The sequence below is a fragment of the Psychroflexus planctonicus genome (genome assembly GCF_014640195.1).
Classification (GTDB): Bacteria; Bacteroidota; Bacteroidia; order Flavobacteriales; family Flavobacteriaceae; genus Psychroflexus; species Psychroflexus planctonicus.
On record NZ_BMGM01000009.1, the window covers coordinates 13,617 to 38,062 of the forward strand.

Below are 24,446 nucleotides of genomic sequence, written 5' to 3' on the forward strand. Positions count from 1 at the left end.
TTTCCATATATTTCCTTGTTCACGATTTCCGTAGCCCAGCTATGCAAATTATTCACAGCGTCATATATAAAAAAAGCAATTTCGCTCTCCCAACGACATTTAATAGTTAAATTGATATGAGTTTGACTAAAAAACTATTGAAAGGTTTAATACTAGGGCTAAGGTACTTTTATAACGAAAAAACCGTTATGGAATTCATTATTTGAACCGGTATTATTTGGTGTTTTGTTCTTTTAATAAATCGCGAATTTCAGCAAGAAGTTCTAGGTTTTTAGGTGTAGTTTCAACTACATTGGTTTCATCTTCTGCTTTTGTTCTCAACCTATTAAAGAGCCTAATGACAAAAAATATTGAAAATCCAACAATTACAAAATCGAATAAGGTTTGAATGAATGTGCCATAGTTGATAGCGACTAGCTCTATTTTTTCTCCTGCTTTATTCACACTGGGTTCTTGCAATACAATTTGGTAACTATCAAAATTAATTTTACCGGTTAGGTAACCTAAAGGTGGCATGATGATGTCTTTCACTAAAGAAGAAACTACTTGACTAAAAGCACTACCAATAATAATTCCGATAGCCATGTCGAACATGTTTCCTTTAATTGCAAATTCTTTAAATTCTTTAATAAATTTCATGTCTGAAGGTTTTTCAATTACACTTCAACTACATCTGTAGCTATTTTTATTTGTTTGTAGCTTGGGTTATCACTTTTATCTTTAATACGCTCGATCATTAAATCTACCGCTTTTTCCCCTATTTTCGTTGCATTTTGGTTGATATAGCTCAAAGGTGGATAAGCTAATTTTGAAGTTTTTGCATTGGCAAAACCTATGCAAGTAATTTGATCAACAAGTTCTGGACGGAAAGATTTTAGCAAGCTTTGAAACATGATAGCTGAATTGTTATCCACTGAAATAGCTGCATCAAAGTCATGGGTTTTGATGAAGCTTTCTATGGTTTTGTGGGCCGTTTCAATATTGGTTAAATTTAATTCGAAATTAGGATTGGGGTCAATCTTATGTTTTGCTAAAGCTTCATGAAAGCCATTTCTTCGGTCTGAGCTAATGTTTAAGTTTTCGATATTACTCAAGTAAGCTATTTTGGACTTCCCTTTACTAATTAACCATTCAGTAGCATCAAAAACCGCTTTTTGGTCATCTATACTTACTTTGTCCGTTTCAATTTTGTTGTCTACCCGATCGAACATTACAAATTTAATGCGTTCGTTTTTGGCTGCATCTAAATGAGAAAAGTTATTGGTCTGAATGGTTTCTGAAGCCGGAGAAATAATAAACCCATCTATTCTACCTTGCTTTAATAGTTCTAAAGCATTGATTTCCGTTTGAGTAGATTCGTTTGAGATACAAACCAAGGTGTCATAGCCTTTTTTATTGGCTTGTTTTTGAATTCCGTACAATACTTCGGCAAAAAACGGATTGAGAATATCGGGTATTACTACGCCCAATGTATTGGTAACATTGCTTTTTAGTCCGAGCGCAAGCTTATTGGGTTTGTAATTGAGTGTTTCGGCAAGTTCTTTTACGCGTTTTTTGGTTTCTTCACCAATGTCGTCCGCATCGCTTAAAGCTTTTGAAACGGTAGAAACCGAAACATTTAATAATTTGGCAAGTTGCTTAAGTGTAGTCATAAAAAAAGAGTATGTTCAAAAATAATTCAAACATACTCTTAAAACACTAAAATTTAGTTTATTTTTTTATCAACTTAATGGTTTTTGTTTGGTCAAATTCGTTAGAAATTCTTGCAAAGTAGATCCCAGTTGATAAATCAGCTGAGTTAATTTCAGCTTGGTTTCCGTTTACAGTTACTTCTTTTACTAATTTTCCAACCGTATTGAAAATTTCAATAGTTTGAATATTTTCAGTAGTTTGAACATTCCAAACATCAGAAGTTGGGTTTGGATAGGTTTTAAATTCAGCTTGATTAAATGTATCGCTACTTAAAGTTGTATTGTCATGAAGATAAATATTATCAACATACGCATCGCCAACTAAGTTAGATGTAATTAAGAATTGTGCAAAAGCGCTTCTGTCTGCACCATTAACAGGCGTAAAGTCTGTAAGAGGTATATCAAGAGAAACCCATTGACCTGTTGAACCTGAAGGTATTGGATTATTTAAGTCATAAGCATTTGTTTCTCCATTACCATCCATATGATTAGACCATTTTGGATTAAATACTTTCCCGTCTAAATCAGTTTCATCTGTCCAATAATCCATATGAAAATGTGTCATATCAGTTGCATCAAATGCATTTGCTGCAAAATCGACACCTAAGAATCCTCCAAATGTAATTTTCTTAGTATCATCTCCATCTATTACTACATCTTCAATTTCAGCACTATCCCAAGGAGCAGACCATTCGGTAACATTAATATTAGTGTAAGCATTGCTAAATAATGAAATTACAGAACTTGCTTCTCTTGCTGGAGGTGTTGGAGCGGCTGTGCTTGGTGGGTTTCCAACTGGCTCGTCTCCTAGAGCAGTTTTAACACCTACAATATTATCAAACAAAACAGTTGCATCGATAGGTGGTGTATTCCAACCTGCGTCATCTGATGCTCTGTTAGGGAAAAACACAACTTTAGTATAAATACCATCTGCTGTTGCTGTTCCATCAGAACCTGTGTTGAAGTTGTAAGTTAAGGTTTCCCAACCGCTTCCTGTGTGGTCTTGGGTATTTGCTGCTGCTGCAGCTCCTTGAGAACTTTCAACTTTCACCATTGGTGAAAAAGCAACAGTAGAATACACATCAACAGAAATTGTAATATCAGATGTTAAGTCCAAAACACTTTCATCTGCTAAGTTTACTTCAGCACCTTGCCATGGGTTTCCTCCAGTGTTGGTTACCAATTCAAATACATTACCATTATTACCCGTTGTTGGGTCAGCAATAATTTGAGCCGAAGCTAATCCTTCAAATCCTGCAACGGATGGTGAAGATTCAAAATCCTGCACTACTTCTTGTTGGGAGTAACCAACAAATGTGAATGCAAGCATCATTAAAATAGTTGTAATTCTTATCATAATCTTAAATTTAAAGTTATTAATTTTTGAATTTATTAAATATAGTTGTTTAATTTTATCCATGTCACAATTTAGCCAATACAAATATCATACACTTATATTTTATTTATTTTTAACTACATCGATGTAGAGTCTTTGTTATTTCTATCGTCTTGAAGCTTACATCGTTTAGTTGTATTGTTTATGTATAGTTTGCTTAAACTGCCTATACACAGTGTTTAATATTTCAACTTTTCATTTTTATCCCAAACACCCCAATAAGCACCAACTTCTCCTTCGTCTCCAACTTTCCAAGACTCATCGAAAGATGAAAAATAAAAACTTTCTATTCCAGCTTGTTTACACCAGTTTTGAGTATTGATAAAGTATTTTAGAAAATTGATATCAGATGGTTGTGCTCCTCCTAAACTTTCACCTTTGCATGGCCAGCCTGTTTCCGTAATAATTACTTTTTTACCTTTTGAAGCGCTTAAAGCTTGACCAAACATTTGCTGCATGTGCGTTAAAGAATAATCGATATGGCAACTTTCCCAAAAAGGATAACAATTGGCTAAAACCACATCGCATAAATCCGTCAGGTCTGGATGCACAGTAAACTCGTAATAGGCATCTACATAACCTACTGGAATGTCTTTAGGAATGGCAGCACGAACTTCTCGAATATGTTCTTTTAATTCTTCTAAAGGAATATCGTTTCTATACAAGACTTCGTTTCCTACGGCTGCAATATCAACTAATCCTTTATTGGCTAATTCAATTAGAGCATCTAATTCTTGTCTGTTTTTTTCAGGATCGTCTCCAATCCATGCACCAACTAATGTTTTTATTCCTTCTTCTTTAGCCGCTTGTGGAACAAACTCATTTCCTTCAATACAAGAAAATGATCGCACCCATTTGGTGTATGGCTTAAGAATTTTCATACGCCTTCTTACTTGTTCAAGTGTGATATGGTCTCCTGGTTCTTGGCCATCTTCGTACATGCTAAAACAAATTCCGTGCATCCCACTAGATAGTAACTTTTTAAAAATGGCCTGTAAGTCATCATAGTTCACATCTTCTGGAATGAAGCTTTGATGATGAATAGAAGCTAAAAAAGCTTCTTGTTTATCGGTTAGTAATTGATCTTTTCTAAATGACATGGTTAATTATTTATATTTTAATTTTTCAGTTTTATCCCAAATTCCCCAACGTTGACCCACATCTCCTTCATGGTGAATTTTCCAAGATTCATCAAATGATGAGAAATAGAAAAACTCTACATCTTCTTGGTTAGCCCAATGATTAACATTAATGAAATACTTCATGGCATTTTTATTCGATGGGTCTGCATTTTCTGTACTTTCTCCATCACTTGGCCAACCTGTTTCAGAAATAATTACAGGTTTCCCTTCAGCTTGCTGCTTGATTAAATGGTACATATAGCGTAAATATGCATTAGATACGTCTATATCTGCACCTTCCCAAAACGGATAACAATTGATTAGAATAACATCACAAGCTTTAATCAAGGATGGATATTGATCGAATATATAATACGAATCGACATAGGTTACAGGAATTCCAGGTGGAAGTAAGTCTTTTACTTTTTGAATGTATGTTAGTACTTCAGCTTCAGAAAGTTCGTTTCTTAGTAAAACTTCATTACCTACAACTGCAATATCTACCAAACCAGCTTTTGCAAGTCTAACCAATTCGTTTATTTCGGCTTCGTTCTTATCTTGATCATTGCTAATCCAAGCTCCTACAACCGTTTGTAAATTATTTTGTTTAGCTATTTTCGGAATGTATTCATTTCCTTTTGTACAAGAAAAAGATCTAACCCATTTGGTATAAGGCTGAATAATTCGCATTCTTCTGGAGATTTGTTCTTCAGAAAGTTCATCATCTAAATCTTGCCCTTCTTCATAAGGACTAAAACAAATACCATGTAGTCCTTTTTTCAATGTTGAATGAAATAAATTTTTAATTTCGCTAGCAGCTTGATTTGAAAAATCTAAATCATATTTCAAGTCAGGCTGAAGATTTAGCTCGGAAAATGAAAAGTTTTTATGTGCTAAATAACCGCTAGAAGTTATGACTTTAGGCTTGACTTTTCTTCTTTTTAACTCTGCTCCTATTTCAGTAACGCGATCTTCATCTAAGTTGTAGCTCCACATGATTATAAAAGCTATAGCTGCTGTTCCAGCAGGGACAACAATATCAGCAATTCTGAGATTGTACATAGTTTCGATGGTTTGCACATCTGCATCCGGTACAAATCCAACAATACTTAAAATGACACCACTTAAAACAAGTGCAATAGATTGGCCGAGCTTAACCATTAACCAGTAGATAGCTCCAAAAGTTCCTTCTTTTCGTGGAAGGCCATTTTCCAATTCATCTAAATCGCAAACATCTGCAGTCATGGACATCATCAGTGTGAACAAACCTCCCATACCAAAAGCAAAAAGTGGAATAGGTAAGAAAATAAGCCACGGCACACCATCTTCAACATTAATGGTAAACCAACTAGCGCCGATACTTTCTAAGTGGGGATTTAGGAAATTGAAAATTGTGCCTAGTCCTTCAGTTAGTGATTGTCCTAGAGCTGTTTCATTGAATTGCGCATTCAGTTCTACATCAAAACCCCACCATTTGAGCACATATCCAACTATAGATAAAAAGGTAGACAATAAAAAGGCGTTACGTTTGCCAATTCGGGTAGCAATTTTAGAAATAATTGGAATAACAATAAATGCAGTAATAATTGCATTGATGGTATTGAACCAAGCTGGCCAAGTTCCTGCCATATCATAACTTCCATTGTACATATAAAACACAATGATAAAAACCCCAAAAGCAGCGACCAATTGAAAGCCATTAAATACTAAAAAAGTGGCTCCACAAAGTTTCATGAATGGCTTGTTCTTTGAAACTTGTACGATGCCTTCCCAAAGCTTTTTTAAATTTTTTGCAAGCGTCTTAAAACTAATTCGTTCTCTGTCTTCCATTTCACCTGCGTCCATACCCTTACAGAAAAGAGATGGCAAAATTCCAAAAACAATTGTCAAACATCCTACGATGAGCGCCATTGTTCTTACTCCTTCAGGTTTGGTGCTAAACGTATCAGAATCTGGAATAATTACATAAAGCCAAGGAACGATCATCCAGGCAATTTGACCCATGGTGTTCGAAAATGCCATTAACCTTGTACGCTCGTGGTAATCTGGCGTCATTTCATAACCCAAACCAACTAAAGGTGTAGCGAACATGGTATTTCCAATTAAAAAAAGCAACTGTAGAATCATGACATGCCAGATAATATAAGACTCTGAAGCATTATCATCAAGTTGCCACATTAAAAAGAAAAGTATACCGCTTAAAATGGATCCGAAAAATATATAAGGCCTTCTTCGTCCCCATCTCGATTTTGTATTATCGGTTATAAAACCCATGATTGGGTCGGTAATGGCATCAAAAATTCTAGGTAAACCACCTAATAAGCCCGCCCATAAAGGATCTACACCCCAAGCGGTTAGTAAAAAAAACTGAATAAAAACACCTAGCGTTCCTGGTAACACGTTTAAAATAAAATGCCCAGCACCAAAAGCTGCCTTTTGTCCTATGGGTACTTTTGCTTCAGCAGGTGTGATTTTATCAGACATGATTTACTTTTTTAGTTAACAATATTGATGGTTTGCAATGCTTGCGGACTAATAGAAATGGTTTTAGTTATTTTACCTAACTGCATATCGAATACTTTTTCTTCTTCAGATGGATTAAATACAATTACTACGTGGTTTCCATCCGGATTGGTAGCTGCTGTAACTTGTAAATCTTTATCAGTAGATTCAAAATCGATGCGTTTTGCACCTGGTCTAATGTATTTACTAAAGTGTGCCATCGTGTAATACAACGGAGTAAAATACACTTCATCTTGGTCTGGATCTACAATTACAGGCGCAACACACCAATTTTCGAACCAATTGGGTCCACCTTGACGATTAAGAACCATGTTCCAATCTACCCAACCGTCTACCATATTGTTCATGCAACCAATAATATCTCTAGCATAACGGTAAACAGGTCTATATTTAGGATGTAAGTATTTTTGGTCTTCTGGTGCCCAATCCCAACCCCAATCGGTTGCTTCTTTTCTCCAGTACCAATCGTCTTCTTGCCATACAGGAACTTGTGCATCTACACAAGCTTCTGTTTCTATCAAGTATTTATCTGGTGCTTTATTGTGTGCATATTGCAAATCTTCTGCAAAAATTTTGTAAGTGCTTTCGTACCAGTGTACAGCAGTTCCATCAAAATATTTAGCGTTGGCTTCATTTTTATACATTACATCAACCCATTCTTTTAAGCCAGCTCTGTTCTGGTCATAACCTAAAATCTTCAAATCTCCTTTTCCATCTTCTTCCAGCTTTGGTCCTAAGTGATCTCTCACAAATTCGGTCATTTCTTCGGGTGTATAATGCATACTTTCCCAGTTATTTCCGTTTCCATGGGGTTCATTTTCAACCGTAAAACCCCAAAGGTCGATTCCTTCAGCTTTATACGCATCTACATATTTTGAAAAGAATAACGCCCAAGTGTCGTAATATTCGGGTTTTAATTTACCGCCAACCCAATCGTTGTTGGTTTTCATCCATGGTGGAGCTGTCCAAGGTGATGCAAATAATTTGAAACCTTCGTTAGATGCTGCCATCGCATCTTTAATCATAGGAATTAAATCAGGTTTATCTTCTTCAATAGAAAAATGCTCCAAGTCTTTGTCTCCTTCTACTGGCGCATAAGAGTATTGGCTCAATGAAAAATCACAAGAATTCATATGTGTTCTCATCAAGGAATACTTTGCTCCACTATCAGCAAAATAAGCATCGATGATTTTTTTTCTATTTTCTGGACTCAATTGGTTTAACAAATAAGCCGAAGATTCAGTAAAAGCTCCACCAAATCCAGTAAAGGTTTGAAAGGTTTTATCTGGGTTTAAGCTAATTTTAGCAACAGAATCTGCCTTGCTAAATTTTTCAATTTTAGCTAATTTATTGCCACTTCTAGATGTTTCAATAACTTCTACTTCCAGTTTGGCTTCTGGCTGCTTTTCTTTTTGCTTTTCTTCACAAGAACTAATCATCATCAGTACTAAAAAATTAGCGATTATTATTTTTAAAGACTTCATAAAGCTGTTTTTTCATAATTAAATTAATGATTAAGCATAATTTCATTTTTAACTGGAGGCATGTGCACATCCAGAAGAAGATCCTTCATTTCTCCACCATAGGTTTTGGTGATTTCATTTTGACCTCGCTTGAGGCCTTTAAAAGTTGCATTGTCTACAGCTTCCCATAGTGCGTATTTTGCTTTTCCATCTACAGTAAACAAACCAAAGTAGTTTTCTGAACCATTTGGATTATGAGCATCTTTCCAAGGTTCGTCAAAAGCTTCAAAGTAGAAACATTTTATTTTGTTTTTGGTTGCCCATTCTCGCATTTTTTGGTAGTACAAAGCTTGTTTGTATTCGTCTGTAGCTCTAGAGCCATCAGCGCCATAATGCCCGTCCGAAAAGCTTGCCCAACCTGTTTCACCAATGTGTATAGGTTTTTTTACTTTTAAACTTTTCATATAGCTTGCAACACTATCATATTGAGAAATAGCATAACTCAGTGAGCGGCTCATCACTTTATCTAACTTTTCTGTGTTGCTTAATTTTTTTTCTTTTGGTAAAACTCCCCAAAATACAGGATTGTAATGGGTATCGTGCATGGGATAAGTGTGGATTGATAAATAATCTACACTTTTAACCAATTCTTCTAACTCAGGAGTGTGGTATTCACTTTCTCCTCCGCCCCACGAAGCAAAATTATCTGAACTGGTTATCCAAACGTCTTTATCTAGCTTTCCATCTTGTTTTAAATCTTGTAAATACTTGACCCATTTTAAAATTATATGAGGCTGGACAAAATAAGCAGTTGCCCATTTCACCATGGCTTCATTACCTACTGCAATAATTTTTACAATGTCTGGATACATGTTAGCCAATTCTACAGCGCGTTCAATTTCGGAAGCGTTGTGAACACTTTCTTCGTTGTGATTTAACGGTAATTCTGTCCATGCATTTTTGCAATCTATCCAAGCGCCAAGCATCACGTACATTTCAAAATTTTCATCTTCTGTTTTTAATTCTTTAATGGCTTTTAAAACGTTGGCTGCATGAGGCAAACGAACATTGTAAGTTCGTAAAACACGAATATCCATAGCATACATGATTTTTAAATCCTGTTTCAGCTCTTCTAAACTAGGCTGCGAATCGCGTGTCTTTTTTCGGTATCCTCCGTAGGAAATGGCTAAATAATCTGGTTTACTTAGAATTTCCTTTGCGGTTAAATTGCGAGTATTTTGCATATGTATTTGCTCTTTTTGAGTAGTTTCACAAGAAGCCATGATTACTAAACTGATCACTAATAAGGTTTTTAATATTGGCTTCATATCAAATTATTTTAAAATGGATGATGCTACTTGAACGTGAATAATTTTTATATCTCCTGTTCTGTTGAATAACTGATGGCTGATTTCTTTTGTTAAGTGAAGTCCATCAATTTTTTCTGAAGCTGAATTATTAAACTCAACGACTACTTCACTTTGGTTAGAAACAGTATAAATTATAGGAACTTGGCAAAAGGTAAAGCCCAATGTATTTTCATTTATTTGAAGCTCATGTTTTTGATTGGATACATCTACATATCTAAAAATATGTTGTTCATCTAAAAATTCTGTTTTTCTTAATAAATGCGGATTAAACTGAAGCTGTCCATTTTTAATGTGAACACCCAATTCTCCAAAACGGCTTAAAATATCTTCTTTTACTTGCCCCGTCATTCCTGGTTGTTGTGCTCCTTTTCCTTGTGGCGTATGCGAATACGGATCGGTTGGAAATGCACCATATAATTTAGGCGATTTGTGAACGCCAATGCCTTCGTTGATTTCGTAATAGTGTTCTAAAAGCCGACCTACTACTTCTGCTGAAGAATTTGCATGAATGGCATTTATACAGGTTTCTAAAACCGCTAATTGCAATTTTGAAACCATGTGCCAATAAATAGAACCTAAACCTTCATAACCATAAAAAGTACCTGAACGACCGGTAAAAGATTTGTGATTGAATACTTCTTCATAAATTTGAAGTATGCTGTCCATTTCTTTTTTAGCCAAACTCGAGTAAGCTTGATTATTTAAAGCTAATAAGGCTTCTTTTAATTTCTTGGCATTGTTGAAATTTCCATTGAAATGATAGTGGTTTTCCACATCTTTTTCAATGATTCCAGTATGACCATCTTCTACCAATTTTTGTAACAATTGAGAAGATTTTACTGCTGCTTCTGAAACGGTATTGCGCTTTAAAAAGCCTTTCAATTCTTTATTTGGGTACAGTAAATAGCTGTATTGATCGGGTCTGAATAAGGCACTTTGTTTTAAGGCATCTAATAAAGCCAAGGATTGGTCTGCGTTTAAATAACCTGAACTCAACACCGCAACTTGACCTTCCAGCATTTCAGATAAGTAATCTATACTTACTTCATCTTCTTTAACCGTCATTAAATTGTAGGCGTGGTAAAGATTGTCTTTGCGCTTATTGGCTTCAATTGCATGTTCTAAATAAGATAAACTGGTCTTGGTGAATTCTTGGATTTTCTTTACCGAAAGACTCAATTTTTCACCTGAAAAACCATTGTTATAGACTTGAGTTCTGAACAAACTGGCTGCTTCGCCGAGTTCGTCTAAAACTTGCTTGCGTTGTTTATCATTAAATTTCCCTTGGGTTAGTTCGCTAAATTTGGTGAAGGTATCTTTCATTTTGCTGAACATACCTGCCAATTCATTTGAAACAGAATAGCTTTCCGCTTGGTCAAGACCTTCAAATAGTTCATCAAAAAAGGAGAGAAATCTGCGTAGGTAAGCCAAGGTAACCATGGAAACTCCGTTACCCACCAAGGCGTTATTGGCATCGTTCCATTCAGGTCGTTGGGTGTTCATCCAAATTCCCGCTTCAGGAATAAAGTTGCTGAGTTTTGCTAAAGCGGTAGCTAATATTTTTTCAATGAAATTAACGTGAATAATTTCTCCTTTTTGGTTTTGCAACAAAGCTCCGTCTGCACCAAATGTCTTACGGTTTTTTCGAATTTGCACATCTGCATCGTGATCGAAGTCTATAGTGTCTTTTGGATCTTTTAAAATATCCTGATACGGCTTAATTTTATAAGGAACGTTGGCATATACAAATTCCGACTTGTTGAATAATTTTGCTAAATGCTCGGGTTTGTAATCCTGGCAAAATTCTAAGAACTTGAGTAGATAAATGATTTGGTGATCGCCCCAATAACCTATATACGACCAAGGATCGTCTGGTTCGATGGTTTCCCAATCAAAACCGTCTTTGGTTACACGGTATGGATTGTAGCCATCGAATGTGGTGGCGTTTAAAAATTTGTAAATCATGCTTTCAATAAACTCGGGATACGAATGTGCTAAGCTTTCCCAGTTTTGAAAAATATCTCGCCAGTTTCCTTCGTAATCCAGAATTTTAGCTCCATTTTCGTCTTTGGTATTGATTGAAAATTGATTCCATGGTCTACTAGGGTCGCCATGTCTACGGCTGAATTTCAGCGGTAAATATTCAAAGGCGAGTCTTGAAAAGTCTTCATTATTTTGCGTTTCGGCTACAGTTTTGATGTGATGTAAGCTAAACTGCTCAGGTAACTCATTTAATACCTTAGCCAATTCTTCAGCTAAAGGTTTGTTGGCTTTATTTACGTAGGATGTAAAATCCCATTTTTCAATTTGGTAATTCTTATCAAAAATTCCGCCACGCATGATGTTAAACATGGTGTTGGAGTAATGACGAATGTCTCTCAAATTATCGTTAGAACGCTGAAGGCCGTCTGCCGCAGCATTGAGCTGAATGAGCTTTTCAGTTCCTAATTGAATGTCTTTTTCAATACGTTCTAAAAGTTGATTTTGATTTAGTTTGTGTTGAAGTTTTACAACTGCAGCATGGTTGTAATTCACATCCGCTACAATGTGCCAAGTTGCATTGGCTTCGGCTTTCAGTTGAAGCTTTTTATGTATAAAATAAGCTCCCTTTTCCGCTTTTACATCGGTTTCTTGATTAATGGTTTGGCCTGTTCTAAATTTCTCAAGCTGTAAAGAAGAAAGTAAATAGGCTGGATTTTCAATACCCAAAGACCAAACTACATTGGCTTTTAAAGCTTCACTGGGTTCAGCTTTATCTACTGGAACGGCGCTGAGCGCAAAAATCCCTAAACCTGTTTTTTGGTCTAGTTCGCTTCGTTTATAGGCATCAACTAAGTTGCTACTTTGGGTTTGCAACGCACTGTCCACTTCAGCTGGAAGTACATTTTGTAAGCCGTCAAGCATTTCAACTTCAACTGGATCTGTACTTAAATTTTCTAGTTTTGATTCTTTTACAAATCCAAACTCGTCACTGGTAGACCAGCGATAGGTAAATTTTAATTTTAGGGTATGGTTTACTTCTTCAAAAAGTACTTTATCCCCATATATATTTTTGTAAAGGTTTCTAGTTATCTCATATTGTTCTACAAAACGATTGGAAAAAGGCTCCCAAATCTTGGTTTCATTTTCATGATGAATTTTGAAAATACTTTTGCTTCCAGTGTAGTGAGCAGATTCTGTTATTTTATCGTCTGTGTAATATGGGAACAATGCATATTGTGCATTTCTTCTTCCAGCAGTAAGTCCGCCGTTGCTTGAAATAAACATCCAATGGTTAGAATCGCTTACAATGCTCATAAAGAATGGTCGCATTGCATCACTATTCGTGATTTTTAAAAATTTTTCACCATTTAATCTTACTTGTTCTAATTCAGATTTTTTAGATGTTTGATTACCCATAGTTGTGTCTTGACTCATTGTTTTTTTTATCTTTTAATCTTATGCTTTTAGCTGCAAAAGCGGCATATATTAAATTATACACCGCTCTGTTTTCTTTTTTTATTTCTCGTAAATTCGAATATAATCTACTTCTAAAGTTTGTGGAAAAACCGTTTGTGGAGTTGGTGAACCTACAAAAGTACCACCAACTGCCATGTTGATTAACATGTAAAAAGGTTTGTTAAATACCCATTCTCCAGTTACATCTTCGGGAGTGATTCGGTTGTACAAAAAGTCATCAACATAATAATTGATGTAATTTTCGCCCCATTCAATTCCAAAAACATGAAAATCGGTATCAAATCTATCATTCTCTAGATTATAGGTTTTGGTTACCGCTTCTCCAGCAGAGTAACCTGGTCCGTGAACGCTTCCGTGCACGATGGTAGGATCTTGACCACGGTATTCCATGATGTCAATTTCGCCAGTTTGTGGCCAACCTACTTCGTCGATGTTTTCACCAAGCATCCAAAATGCAGGCCATAGACCACGACCCCAAGGCATTTTCATACGTGCTTCAATTCGCCCGTATTTTTGACTGTATTTGTCTTTGGTTAAAATTCTAGCAGAAGTATAACCTGAACCTTGAAAAGATTCTTGTCTAGCTGTAATGGTTAAGATTCCGTCTTCTACTTTTATATTTTCAGGTCTATCGGTATAATATTGAAGTTCACGGTTTCCCCAACCGTCTACTCCGGTACCAATTTCATAATCCCATATATTCATGTCCAATTGGTCGCCTTCAAAGTTTTCTTCAAAAACCAAATTATCAAAAGTCGTTACGGTTTGAGTTTCGTCTGTGTCACAGCTATAAAAGCTGAATGTAATCATGCTAATGAAAAGCATTGTTTTTGTTAATCTGTTTATCTTCTTCATCTTCTTTATTTTGTGTTATTTTCAGTAAAATAATAGATTTTGCAAATTGGCTTTTAAATTTATCCTAGTCTTCTGAATAGAAATAAATGTTATCCACATAAAATTCAGAAGGTGGTGAAGTCCCTGCTACATCTGCCAATATAATCTGTCCCAAATTTGATCTTGGATTTAAGCCCGTAATATCAAAATCTATGGAAATCCACTCTCCTGCAACAAACCCGTTGGTGAAGCCCTGAGCTTCTGTGGTATCATCTCCACCTCCAAAAGAATTATCGGGTCCAAAGTCTACTAAATCAATTCTTAAACCTGTATTTGCAGGTGGTTGATTTGGAATAAAGATATCAAAATGCAAATGCGTAACCGAGCTCCCGTCAATAGTTGGAACGTTTTGGTTAAATTCTATCCCCACAAAGTTGAAATTTAAATAGTAGAGAACATCATCTCCATTAATCGAAAAGTCATTGGATGTTGTAGTTTGATAAGGAGCATAAAATCCATTATAAAAATCTACCGGTTCATTTTCGTAGAAATTACTAAAAAGAGATATTACGTTCTCGGGATCTTGTGTAGGTGTTGGTGCTGGAATAAAATCCCCTGCAGATTCTATTGTTAAAGAGCCTTGTGCATCATCTCCAGCCAAAGTTGCAGTAATCTGTGCAGTTCCTTGACCAACTATATTAACTGAACCGTTTTCATTTACGGTAGCTACAGATTCATCTGATGAAGAAAACACAAAATAGCTTGGTGCCACAGATGTTGTTACATCACCTTCTGTGGTATTGTAGGTTTGTGTAAGTCCTTCAACATTTACATTCCCTCCAATAAACGATTGCGTCACTACATCTTGACCATTTTCAATAGCAGGTCGAGGTTGAGCAATGGTTCCTAAATTTTCGAATTGTAATTCATCTATCCAAAATGTATAGCCATAACCGTTTAGTATACCATCATCATTATCTATTACTTCTTTTGGAGTACCTACAAACCTTAGCATACCTCTTTCCTGTGTAAGTTTTGTAGCATCAGGTATAGGAATAATTACCTTTTGCCAATTTGTTGATAAGCTAAGACCAGTGATGGATGTTAGGTATTTATTATCACCAAAATCTTCACCAAAACCAAGCTCATCTATAATTACACCTTCGCTAGCTTTTGCCCAAAAAGTAAGTGCATCATAACCAGAAAGATCCCTGCCTGCTCCGTCTATTCTAAGTATTCCTCCGGCGTATCCACTTATTGGATTGTTGGCATTAGGTACATCGATACGCATGGATGCACTTCCTTCGTAGCTTTCTTCTTCGTCAACAGACCAAGCCTCTGGAAAAGCATCATCATAAGGAAAATAAAAGTCTTCTCCCATATCAACAGGATTGTCTGTAAAAATTTCCCCTGTATTTGGAAAAGTTGCCAAAACGGCATCATCTGAAATATCTCTTTCACAGCTTAGCATCATCAAAAATGCAGTTGCTAAGCACCAAGTAAAATTAAATGAATTATATTTTTTATTTTTCATGGTATTTTATTTTCCTAAGTTAAATTGAATATATGTTCTGATTTCCCATTCCGAACCATCAGCAAAACCAATTGGGTTAAGGGTTGGCTGCGGTGGAAACACATTTTCAGGTGGTGTTGCTGGTGCGTACCTTGGTGAATTTTCGTTTAGCGAACGCCAAGTTCCACGGATACCAATTCTCGTGTTAGGTAGGATAAACCAATCTGGTTTTCCAATGGTGGTTGAAACGTCTAACATGAGTTGCAATGGAAAAGTTAAGTTGAAGTCTCTATGGTAATCAAAAGGACCCCAATCGTTTACTTTTACATGGGTTTGCACTTTTATTTTTTTGTAAATCATTCTTATATCGCCGCCATAACGGGTAATTAATCTCGTATCGGCACCGTTGGCTTGTCCATTACCGTAGTAGAAGTTTCCTATAAAACCTAAATCTGGACTCAATTTAGAAACTATTCTGGTGTTGGCTTCCCATAAATCTTCAGCTGGTGCAGAAGTTGGAAAGGCGAAAAAAGTACGATCTGCCTCGAAACCGATATGTCCATCCATTGTTGTGGGCAAATGTCTATAAACAAAGCCAGCACTCATAGCAAAAGCAGCATCTTCAGAACGGTCGTTATCCCATTCGTACATCCATGTTCCCGGTGTTGGGTCGTAGGTAAGTAAAAGTTCTCCAGCGGTTGTTTCTCTACTACCTTCTCTTACAGCAAATGGATCGTCTATAAAATTACGTAGTCTTCCAGGTGCATTCACATCATTAGGCATTGGGTCTACTAACGGTTTACGCCACATAAAGTTTGGTGCGATTTGCCAGTTGCCAATGTTGTAAGTAAATCCGGTTAAAAAGTTTGATTGATTACCACTTCCTGAATCTTTCAATTTCCAGCCGGTAAAGGTTTGGGTTGCATCTGCATTTCCGTTAGCAACTAATCCCATAATGGCTCCTTGCGCATACCAGTTGAATTTTCCACCTTCGTAAGTTAATTTTGCTTTTCCACCCCAGTTGTCTTCGGATTTGATTTTATCTTCAAAAACGGTATAATTTCCATCGGTTTCTGTAAAATCTTGATAGGAGCTTCCGTTAAGCGGTCTTCCAGCCCAAAGGCCTCCTATTGTAATTTCAAATTTTCCAAAAGCGCGCTCTACTGCAACAGCCATTTTTTCACTTGGCCATGGTGGAATAATACCACTTCGAACTTGGTTTTGGTCTAGTACACGTCTTCCATTTTCGTCGAAACGCAATTCAGTTTGAATATCTCTGTTGTATACACCTGTAATATTCCATTTACCAACGTTGGTATTGTATTTCAATAAAGTGGTTGGGTTTGCTCCCCACCAAAGTTGTGGACCAAATGCAGCCTTTAAGCCTTCAGCAATACCTTTTCCATCTACTTCAAAACCAAGAATTTCACCACCATAAATGTCTAAGTTGGGTCCATAGTTGGCTTCTGGGTACAACCCAAAGAAATCGCCTTCATATTGCCAGTGGTAATGTGTAGTTCTGTAAAAACCACGTAAATCGAAATGTTTAGCATTCCATTCGTATTCAGCTTGATACACGTTTAATCGGTTGATATCATTTAACACCGTTTCACCTTCTGGAGTATCCACGATGAGATTTCTAGATCGGTTTTCATAAAAGATTTCATCAATAGGATTTTCGGCCACATTGCCTACAATATTGAATTGTACTTCTGCTCGCATGTTGGGAGCAGGTTTTGCTTCTACACCTACAAAATAGGATTCCATATGGTCAAAACCTAATTGATTAGGAAATGCATTGCTATCAGGGTCGGGTGTTTGCGGTGTGGTAATTAAATGTCCATCTGTGTAAAAAGTTGAAAACTGAGCTGACAATCTACTGATGCTTAATTTTTCTGAATCTCCACCACCTAAGGCTGCTTTATCGCCACGGGCTTTAAGTACGGCACCCATGATTTCAATTTCGTTGAAATGCATTTGCAAATCTGACAAATCTTTTTCTCCAGCATACGGGTTAAAATCGTGTGCATCTTTTAAAGCGTAATAGGCAGCTCTTGGATATAAATCATATAAACCACTTGCATTGGTTGGTCCTTTAGCACAAATTCCAAACCATTCCTCGTTCATATTGTTTTCTCCTTCAACTAAATCTCTATCGTATCCACCATTAGCCCAAGAGGCATTGGTATCGTGTACATCTAGATTGGTAGTTTGGCCATATTTCCACCAACCGTCGCTAAATTGAAAAGTAAAGCCACCGATTGAGTTTTCGGCTAATCCTAAACCAGCGGCATTTTGATAAATATCTTTCCAATTGTTTAGCATGTAATACGCTTGTGATTGCTGGTCTTCTTGATTGTCTCTAGCATTAAAAGCATCTGCACCGAATTCTGTAAATAAAATTGGCTTACCATATACATCCTTCACTTTTTGAAAAGCATCGCCAAAGGAAGCACCACGGTACATATTTGTTCCATAAATATCAACATCTGGACATTCCTGAGCTACAATCTCTAAAAACAAAACATCTCCATTACATATAGCTACTGGAGAAGAGTCATCTATAGATTTCATTTTCTTTGATGCTTCATTCATCAGTTTATACATGGGTCTAGCTCTGTTTTCACCCACAGCATTAATTTGGTCTTCTTCATCTGGAAAATCTTCTGTTTCTGCACCAGCCCAAAATAGTCCATAGTTATTTTCATTCCCTAATAAGTATAAAAGCAAGCCTGGAGTTCCTTTGTACGTATTTACTAATTCGGTAACTTCAGACATTAATAATTTTTTAGTAGCTGGATCATCGTATTTAGTAACGGGGGTCCAAACACCGTCTATTGTAAGTCCATATCTTCCGAAAGAATGGTTTAACATAGTGTAGATGCCATAATTCTCGTAGATATATTCAATCCATTTAGGTTGGATACCTGTATATACACGTATGGTGTTTACCCCCATATTTTTGAGCAATCCCATCTCCGAATCCAAAGCAGATTGGATGATGTCATCAGGCTGGTCCCACAAACTATAATTGAAATTTGTACCTATTGGAAAATAATCCCAATTCATACCATTTACCATAAAATCTTTGCCATCAACTTGCAGTTTCAAGCCTTGGTCGTTTGAAACAACTTTTACATCATGACCTTGCGAAAAGCCGAAGGATACACTCAATAAAAATGCACTTGCGATTATAAATTTTTTCATTTGATCGAATTTTATAAATTCATTATTCTCAAACTTAAATGATTAAGTTAAAAAAGCTTTAAAAGAAACACCCTACAAATAACATACAATGTAGTTAAAATTCAAGGTTTACTTGATTTACGGTAGTTTTTTTTAAAAGGTATCAATAAAACAAGTAGGTGAAGTGTGATTTTCTAAATGTAGTTTCATAAAGGTTCATTAGAATTGTATAGGTATTGTATAGAAAAAATAGCTCATTTTTAAGTTTCATTATCTAATTTGTAAAAAATATTTCTTTCTTTTTTATGAAACTAATTGAATTTACGCAATCGTTATATTAAATATGGTGAATTAAGCAGCTATACAATCAGCTAATTATACATGAACAAAGTAATTACAATAAAGTAATTTTAGTCTAGTTTTGAACATATTAAGTTTTACAGCTGTCATTTTTATACTACAACTAATTTATCTTTTTTTGGTAAAACTATGCATACTTGTGCGTCATAATTAATGTTAAGTGCAAATAGATATTGAAAATAACATCGCTAAAAAACTGTGTAATGAAAAAGCATCATAGTTAAAAATGACTATGATGCTTTTTATAAATTAAAAGAAAACTAAGAAAGATGTTGCTTATTGATAAACTCTAACGTAATCAACTTCCATTGTGCTTTCTTGGAAAGCTGGGTCAATATCTCCTCCAAAAGTACCTCCCATTGCTACATTTAAAATGATAAAGAAAGGAGAATTGAATGGAATTTCTGATGAATTTTGGAAAGTATGATATACTTGGTTATCTACAGCAAATTGAATTTGCTCGTCATCCCATTCTACAGTATAATTTTTAAACTCGTTTGAAACGCCTTCAACTATTGTTGTTTGTCCAACAGCGTTTCCTCCTGAATTATCTGGAAAATGTAATGTCCCATGAATTTGGTCTTGATCGTTACCTCGGTGTTCCATAATATCTATTTCACCACATTCTGGCCAACCTACTTCTGGGAAGTTTGCTCCCATCATCCAAATTGCCGGCCAAGTTCCACCGCCTTCAGGTAATTTTGCTCTAACTTCAATTCTACCATATTCAAAATCGAAGTTATCTAATGTATTTAATCTTGATGATGAATAATCAAACCCGTTAGTAGATTCAGCTTTTGCTGTAATTTTCAGCATTCCATCTTCTACGATAGCATTTTCATCTGTATAGTATTGAGATTCTTGATTTCCCCAACCGCCATTACCGTTGCCAATTTCGAAATTCCAAATGCTGGGATCGGGAGCACCATCTAAATCAAACTCGTCAGACCAAACTAGGTCTTCAAATTGAGTATCTAATTCAGATTCATCTCCACCACCGTCATTTCCTGTAGTAAATTTTAGATACCAAGCCAAAGGTCCGCCAGATGAACCAGAAATACCTCTCACATATAAGTAATCTTCTGTAATTTCTAATACTTCATAACTACTGGTATTTATGTAATAGCTAAGGAAGCCACCATCAGAAATATTCATTTGTGTTCCTGTGCTTAAATCTGAAGGAACATTTGAACTCGCAGCCGACAGGTTTACAAATTTTTCTCCTGAAGTATCTACAGGCAAACATTGATCGTCTGGACCGCCTCCACCGAGCTGAGAAACAAATTCTGCATTCACAAAAGAAACATCTGCATTATCGTGATTAAATGTAATGTTATTGTTTTCATCTAAAGCTATTGTTATCGAGTCGTCATACAAACAGCTTGCAAGCTGATTTGGTGAAGCAGCAAAGAAATCTGGCGAAAAAGAATCAAGTGGTCCAACACCTAAGTGACCTGGCTCTCCTGATGCAACAAACCAAGTTTTTGTGTCGTCTCCTGTTAATAGAGATTTAGTTACTGGATCATCAAAATTACTTAATACTTCTACACGAGTAGTAGCTGTAGTTTTTGCACCTCCAGTTCCAGTTGCTGTAACTGTAACTATGTACTCATTTACACCAACCACATTGTAATCGTGAGTTAGCTCACCACCAGACTGATTGACTTGGCGGTTATCTCCAAAGTCGTAAATAAAATTGATTGCATTATCTGCTGTTGCTACAAAATTTACACGACCGCTACCATCTCCAAAAGGTTCTTCTTCTGTTGCTCCAACTACTTCAGCAGAAATCTGCAAATTTGTTGGTGCTTGAATTTCACCAAAATTATAGTCGTCATCAACGCAGCTTGTAAGAAAGACAAGCATTAATGTTGAAAAAAATATTTTCTTTATCATCATCTCTGTTCTTTAAATTATATTGTTCATATATTCTCTTAATATAAGAAACTTCAATTATTGTTTAACAAGTTTATACTGCCAAAAAACACCGCTTCCAGATTCAATATACACATCCATCTCGGTAGGACTTTCAAAAGAAACTGTGTAGGTAACTTCATTTGGTACAGCTACATTTGGCAATTCGCCTTCATTTACTGCTTTTGCTAAACCAATAAATGCACCTTCTCCATTTAGTGTAATGGTGTTGTTTTGAGCGTCGAAAACATAAGTTGCTGGGTTTGATCCGTCATGCGGAGCAACAGGTTCTCCACAACTGTCTGGTGAACCCGTTTGCCATTCTTCAACCCAAGTTTCATTATTGGTACCGAAGTTGTTTGAGAAATCTCCGTTTGCACTGAAAACATAAGTATCGTCATAATAGCAAGCTCTTTCTGCAACACAAGCTGCATCACAAGCAAACCAACTTACATCTCCAACACTTGGTCCAACGCCTAAAGCTCCACCTTCTTCGGCTAACTTCCAAGTACCAATCAAGTCGTTATCTGCACTGGTTACGTAAGCAAGATCATCGAAATAATAATCTAAACCGCTTCCTTGAATTCCAAAATTGAAAAAATATACAATGCGCGTCCATTCTTCATTAACATCTGCTTCAGAAAAATCAAATTCAACCTCAACCCATTCATTAGCTGTGGCCAAAGTTTGAGTAACTTCTGCTTCTGCACCTGTATCTGGATTTTCTAGTTTTAGAATAACCTGATTGTTTTCGGTTGGTGACCACACTTTTAGCTTTAGTGTACTACTTATGGATAAATCTATTGGTATATCGATATCAATAAACGATCCCGCCCAAGTTTCAGAGCCATTTGCTTTTGAAGTTTTGGCAACACTTGCACTATTGTTTATTCCAGACGCGTCTGGATTTGCAACTACTTCTGTAGGAGCGCCTCCAAATTCTGTAAATGAATAACTAGTTGGATCTTCTTCGAAATCTAAAGGTAAGCCCAGTAAAACAGGGTTTGTAAGTCTAATATTATCGAAATAATAAGTCTCGCCTGTACCCGATGTATCAAAGTTGAAGAAGAGTGCTAGGATTGAAAAATCATTTTGGTTGGCTTCTGGCAAAGTAAAAGTTAATGTTTCCCATTGATTAGCTACTGTTGTATTTTGCGTAGCTTCTACAAACACATCTGGATTGCCTTCTTGTTCAATTTTAAATAAAACAGGTATTCCAGCTTGCGGAGACCAAACGTCTACTGCAATAGATGTTGTTGATGAAAAATCGATATTTTCATTCAATAAAGCTGAAGTTCCCGCCCAAGTTTCTGAGCCAGAAACTTTGGTATACGAACCTACTTTGTCTGAGTCGTTTATTTCATTTGGATTAAGATTATCGACTATGGCAACGCCATCACCTTCGCCTCCACCAAAATTATTAAAGTTATAATTAACGGTTTCAGATTCGAAAGTAATAGGTAGCAAAAATGGATCTGTAATTGTAACTTCTTCTGTGTAAACGGTTGTGGCTTCACCACCACTTAGTGCTTCAACAGTGATTAAAAATGTGCCTACACTACTATAAGTGTAAGTACCAACTTCGCCAGCTAAAACAAAAATGGGTTCTTCATCTTCAATTTCTCCAAATGTCATATCGAAACCAATTGCATTATCTGCTGTTGCAGAAACGCTGACACTTAGCGGGTCGGAACTACTAATTTCGACATTTACTTCTAAATTTTCAGGCGGATCAAAAGAAACTACTAGGTTTTTTGTTGCTACAGCTTCATCTCCTGCGAAATTTTTTGCTGTAATGGTCACATCGTAGATTCCTTCTGGATACACATGAGTTAATCTTTCGCCGTTTTCAATTTCTTCAGAAACTTCACTTCCGTCACCAAAATCCAATACAAAGGAATCTGCACCTTCTGCAATTGGGATAATGGTAACTTCGCCTGAGTTATCTCTTTTAATAGAAAACTCAGCATCTACATTTTGCGGGCTTGCCATGTTTACATCGGTCAAGCCATCATCTTCTTCACAGCCGTTTAGAATTAGTAAACCGACTAATAAAAAGCTTATTTTTTGAATTAATTTCATTTGTAATTAGGTATTAAATTAATAGCCTTGATTTTGTTCCCATCTTCCTTGTGAAAATTGAATTTCTTCTAAAGGAATTGGGAATACTTCGTGTTTATCTGTTGAAAAGCCTTCTATGCTTTGAGAAGCTCTTCCTGTTCTAACCAAATCAAAGAATCGGTGTCCTTCACCAACCAATTCTAACTTTCTTTCGTTATAAATTATGTCTAGTAATTGCGATCCATTAGCTTGAACATCGCTAAGTCCAGCTCTATTTCTTACTTGGTTTACGTAATCTAATGCTAATTCGTCATCTAAGCCACCACGATTTAGCGCTTCAGCTGCCATTAAAAGAACATCTGCGTAGCGAATTGCTCTATAATTATTGGGCTGTGTTAGGTTCACATCTGGCTGATTATCATTAATTCTAGGAATATATTTTCTATTGTAATAACCAGTGTGTCCAGTTTCTGAATCTTGGTTACCAACGTTAAAGCTTGCTCCGGTTTCTGCAGCCCATGCTTCAATATCTAAAATACTTACATCTCTTCTCAAGTCGTTTGGAGTAAATGCATTATACATTTCTTCGGTAGGTAGTACAAAACCAAAACCACTTTCAAAAACAGGACCGTTATAGCCTCTAACACCACTGAATCCTACCATTACATTTCCTTCACTACATTGCAAACAGTCAAATCCTGCACCTTGAACGCCAGTATATTGAATTTCAAGCACAGATTCTGGACCGTTTTCGGCTATAAATTCAAATAGGTCTTCGTAGTCTTCTTCACCTTGAGTACCATATAAATGAAACGCTCCAGAATCAATTACTTGTGAAAGCTGTTCTGCTGCTTCTGTAAATTTTTCTTCATACAAATATACTTTTCCTAAAAGTGCATGAGCTGCTAAACGATTAAAACGATAAGGATCTTGCGAAGCCATATCCATATTTTCTACAGCAAAAAGCAAATCGTCTTCAATATAAGCATATACATCTTCTACAGATGAGCGCGGTATGGTTAATTCTTCTCCTAATTGAAATTGTCCTTGTGGCTTGATTGGTATTCCGCCAAAAAACTTCACCAATTGAAAATTAAAATAAGCTCTTAACAATCTAGCTTCTGCTATAATTTGGGTTTTGCCTTCAAAATCTGCACGATCTTGGTTTTGAATAATAAAACCTGCTCGCTGAACTCCAGCAAAATTATAATTCCAAACATCTCTTAATTGCTGATTGATTGGCGTGTGTGCCATTTGATCTATCTGTTGCCACCCAATAACGTCTGTTGGACTTTCTCCACCAGCGTTTACATTATCTGATGCAATTTCGCTTGTCATTACATTTACATAAGTAGACTGCAGGATATCATACGAAGCAATCAAGGCATTGACATAATCTTCTTCACCTTGAAAAAAGGTTTCGTCATTTACTGCAAATGGTGGTGTCACTTCAACAAAATCATCTGAGCAAGATGATAATATGAAGAATGCAATAATTAAGGTTAATATATTTTTCATTTTAAAATATTTTTTGTGATTCAACTGTTCCATTTTC

General features: G+C 36.1%; 14 protein-coding genes. All 14 read right to left on the reverse strand.

Translation table 11 applies throughout. From position 1 onward, the window contains the following. Positions 1–213: 213 nt before the first annotated feature. A complete protein-coding gene (gene mscL, locus IEV72_RS10245; protein WP_188459020.1) occupies positions 214–639 on the reverse strand; it encodes a large-conductance mechanosensitive channel protein MscL in 426 nt (141 codons plus the stop codon). 17 nt (positions 640–656) lie between these two features. After that, entirely contained in the window at positions 657–1,652 is a 996-nt protein-coding gene (locus tag IEV72_RS10250; RefSeq protein ID WP_188459021.1) for a LacI family DNA-binding transcriptional regulator, read from the reverse strand. Between the two features lie 58 nt (positions 1,653–1,710). Beyond that, positions 1,711–3,048, reverse strand: coding sequence for a T9SS type A sorting domain-containing protein (locus tag IEV72_RS10255; RefSeq protein ID WP_188459022.1), 1,338 nt, complete (start codon positions 3,046–3,048; stop codon positions 1,711–1,713). A 218-nt stretch (positions 3,049–3,266) separates the two neighbouring features. Beyond that, the gene (locus IEV72_RS10260; protein WP_188459023.1) at positions 3,267–4,187 is read right to left on the reverse strand and encodes a glycoside hydrolase family 17 protein; all 921 of its coding nucleotides are present in this window, start codon (positions 4,185–4,187) and stop codon (positions 3,267–3,269) included. A gap of 6 nt (positions 4,188–4,193) precedes the next feature. After that, on the reverse strand, positions 4,194–6,692 hold the full coding sequence (locus tag IEV72_RS10265; RefSeq protein WP_188459024.1) for an MFS transporter: 2,499 nt from the start codon (positions 6,690–6,692) through the stop codon (positions 4,194–4,196). 11 nt (positions 6,693–6,703) lie between these two features. Beyond that, positions 6,704–8,215 (reverse strand): glycoside hydrolase family 30 protein, encoded by a 1,512-nt coding sequence (locus IEV72_RS10270; RefSeq protein ID WP_188459025.1) that lies wholly within the window; start codon positions 8,213–8,215, stop codon positions 6,704–6,706. A gap of 23 nt (positions 8,216–8,238) precedes the next feature. Continuing rightward, the gene (locus IEV72_RS10275) at positions 8,239–9,522 is read right to left on the reverse strand and encodes a glycosyl hydrolase family 17 protein (RefSeq protein WP_188459026.1); all 1,284 of its coding nucleotides are present in this window, start codon (positions 9,520–9,522) and stop codon (positions 8,239–8,241) included. Positions 9,523–9,528: 6 nt separating this feature from the next. Further along, complete coding sequence (locus IEV72_RS10280; RefSeq protein WP_188459027.1) at positions 9,529–12,981, reverse strand: 1,3-beta-D-glucan phosphorylase, GH149 family; 3,453 nt, start codon at positions 12,979–12,981, stop codon at positions 9,529–9,531. Positions 12,982–13,062: 81 nt separating this feature from the next. Beyond that, positions 13,063–13,878, reverse strand: a complete 816-nt coding sequence (locus IEV72_RS10285) for a glycoside hydrolase family 16 protein (protein ID WP_188459028.1) — start codon at positions 13,876–13,878, stop codon at positions 13,063–13,065. Between the two features lie 64 nt (positions 13,879–13,942). Beyond that, positions 13,943–15,391, reverse strand: coding sequence for an Ig-like domain-containing protein (locus IEV72_RS10290; protein WP_188459029.1), 1,449 nt, complete (start codon positions 15,389–15,391; stop codon positions 13,943–13,945). A gap of 6 nt (positions 15,392–15,397) precedes the next feature. Beyond that, entirely contained in the window at positions 15,398–18,577 is a 3,180-nt protein-coding gene (locus tag IEV72_RS10295; protein ID WP_188459030.1) for a glycoside hydrolase family 2 TIM barrel-domain containing protein, read from the reverse strand. A 615-nt stretch (positions 18,578–19,192) separates the two neighbouring features. Next, positions 19,193–20,812 carry a glycoside hydrolase family 16 protein gene (locus IEV72_RS10300; protein WP_229731884.1) on the reverse strand — a complete coding sequence of 540 codons (1,620 nt, stop codon included), beginning with the start codon at positions 20,810–20,812 and terminating at the stop codon, positions 19,193–19,195. Between the two features lie 57 nt (positions 20,813–20,869). Then, the gene (locus tag IEV72_RS10305; RefSeq protein WP_188459032.1) at positions 20,870–22,912 is read right to left on the reverse strand and encodes a carbohydrate binding domain-containing protein; all 2,043 of its coding nucleotides are present in this window, start codon (positions 22,910–22,912) and stop codon (positions 20,870–20,872) included. An 18-nt stretch (positions 22,913–22,930) separates the two neighbouring features. Beyond that, complete coding sequence (locus IEV72_RS10310) at positions 22,931–24,409, reverse strand: RagB/SusD family nutrient uptake outer membrane protein (protein ID WP_229731885.1); 1,479 nt, start codon at positions 24,407–24,409, stop codon at positions 22,931–22,933. Positions 24,410–24,446 lie beyond the last annotated feature (37 nt).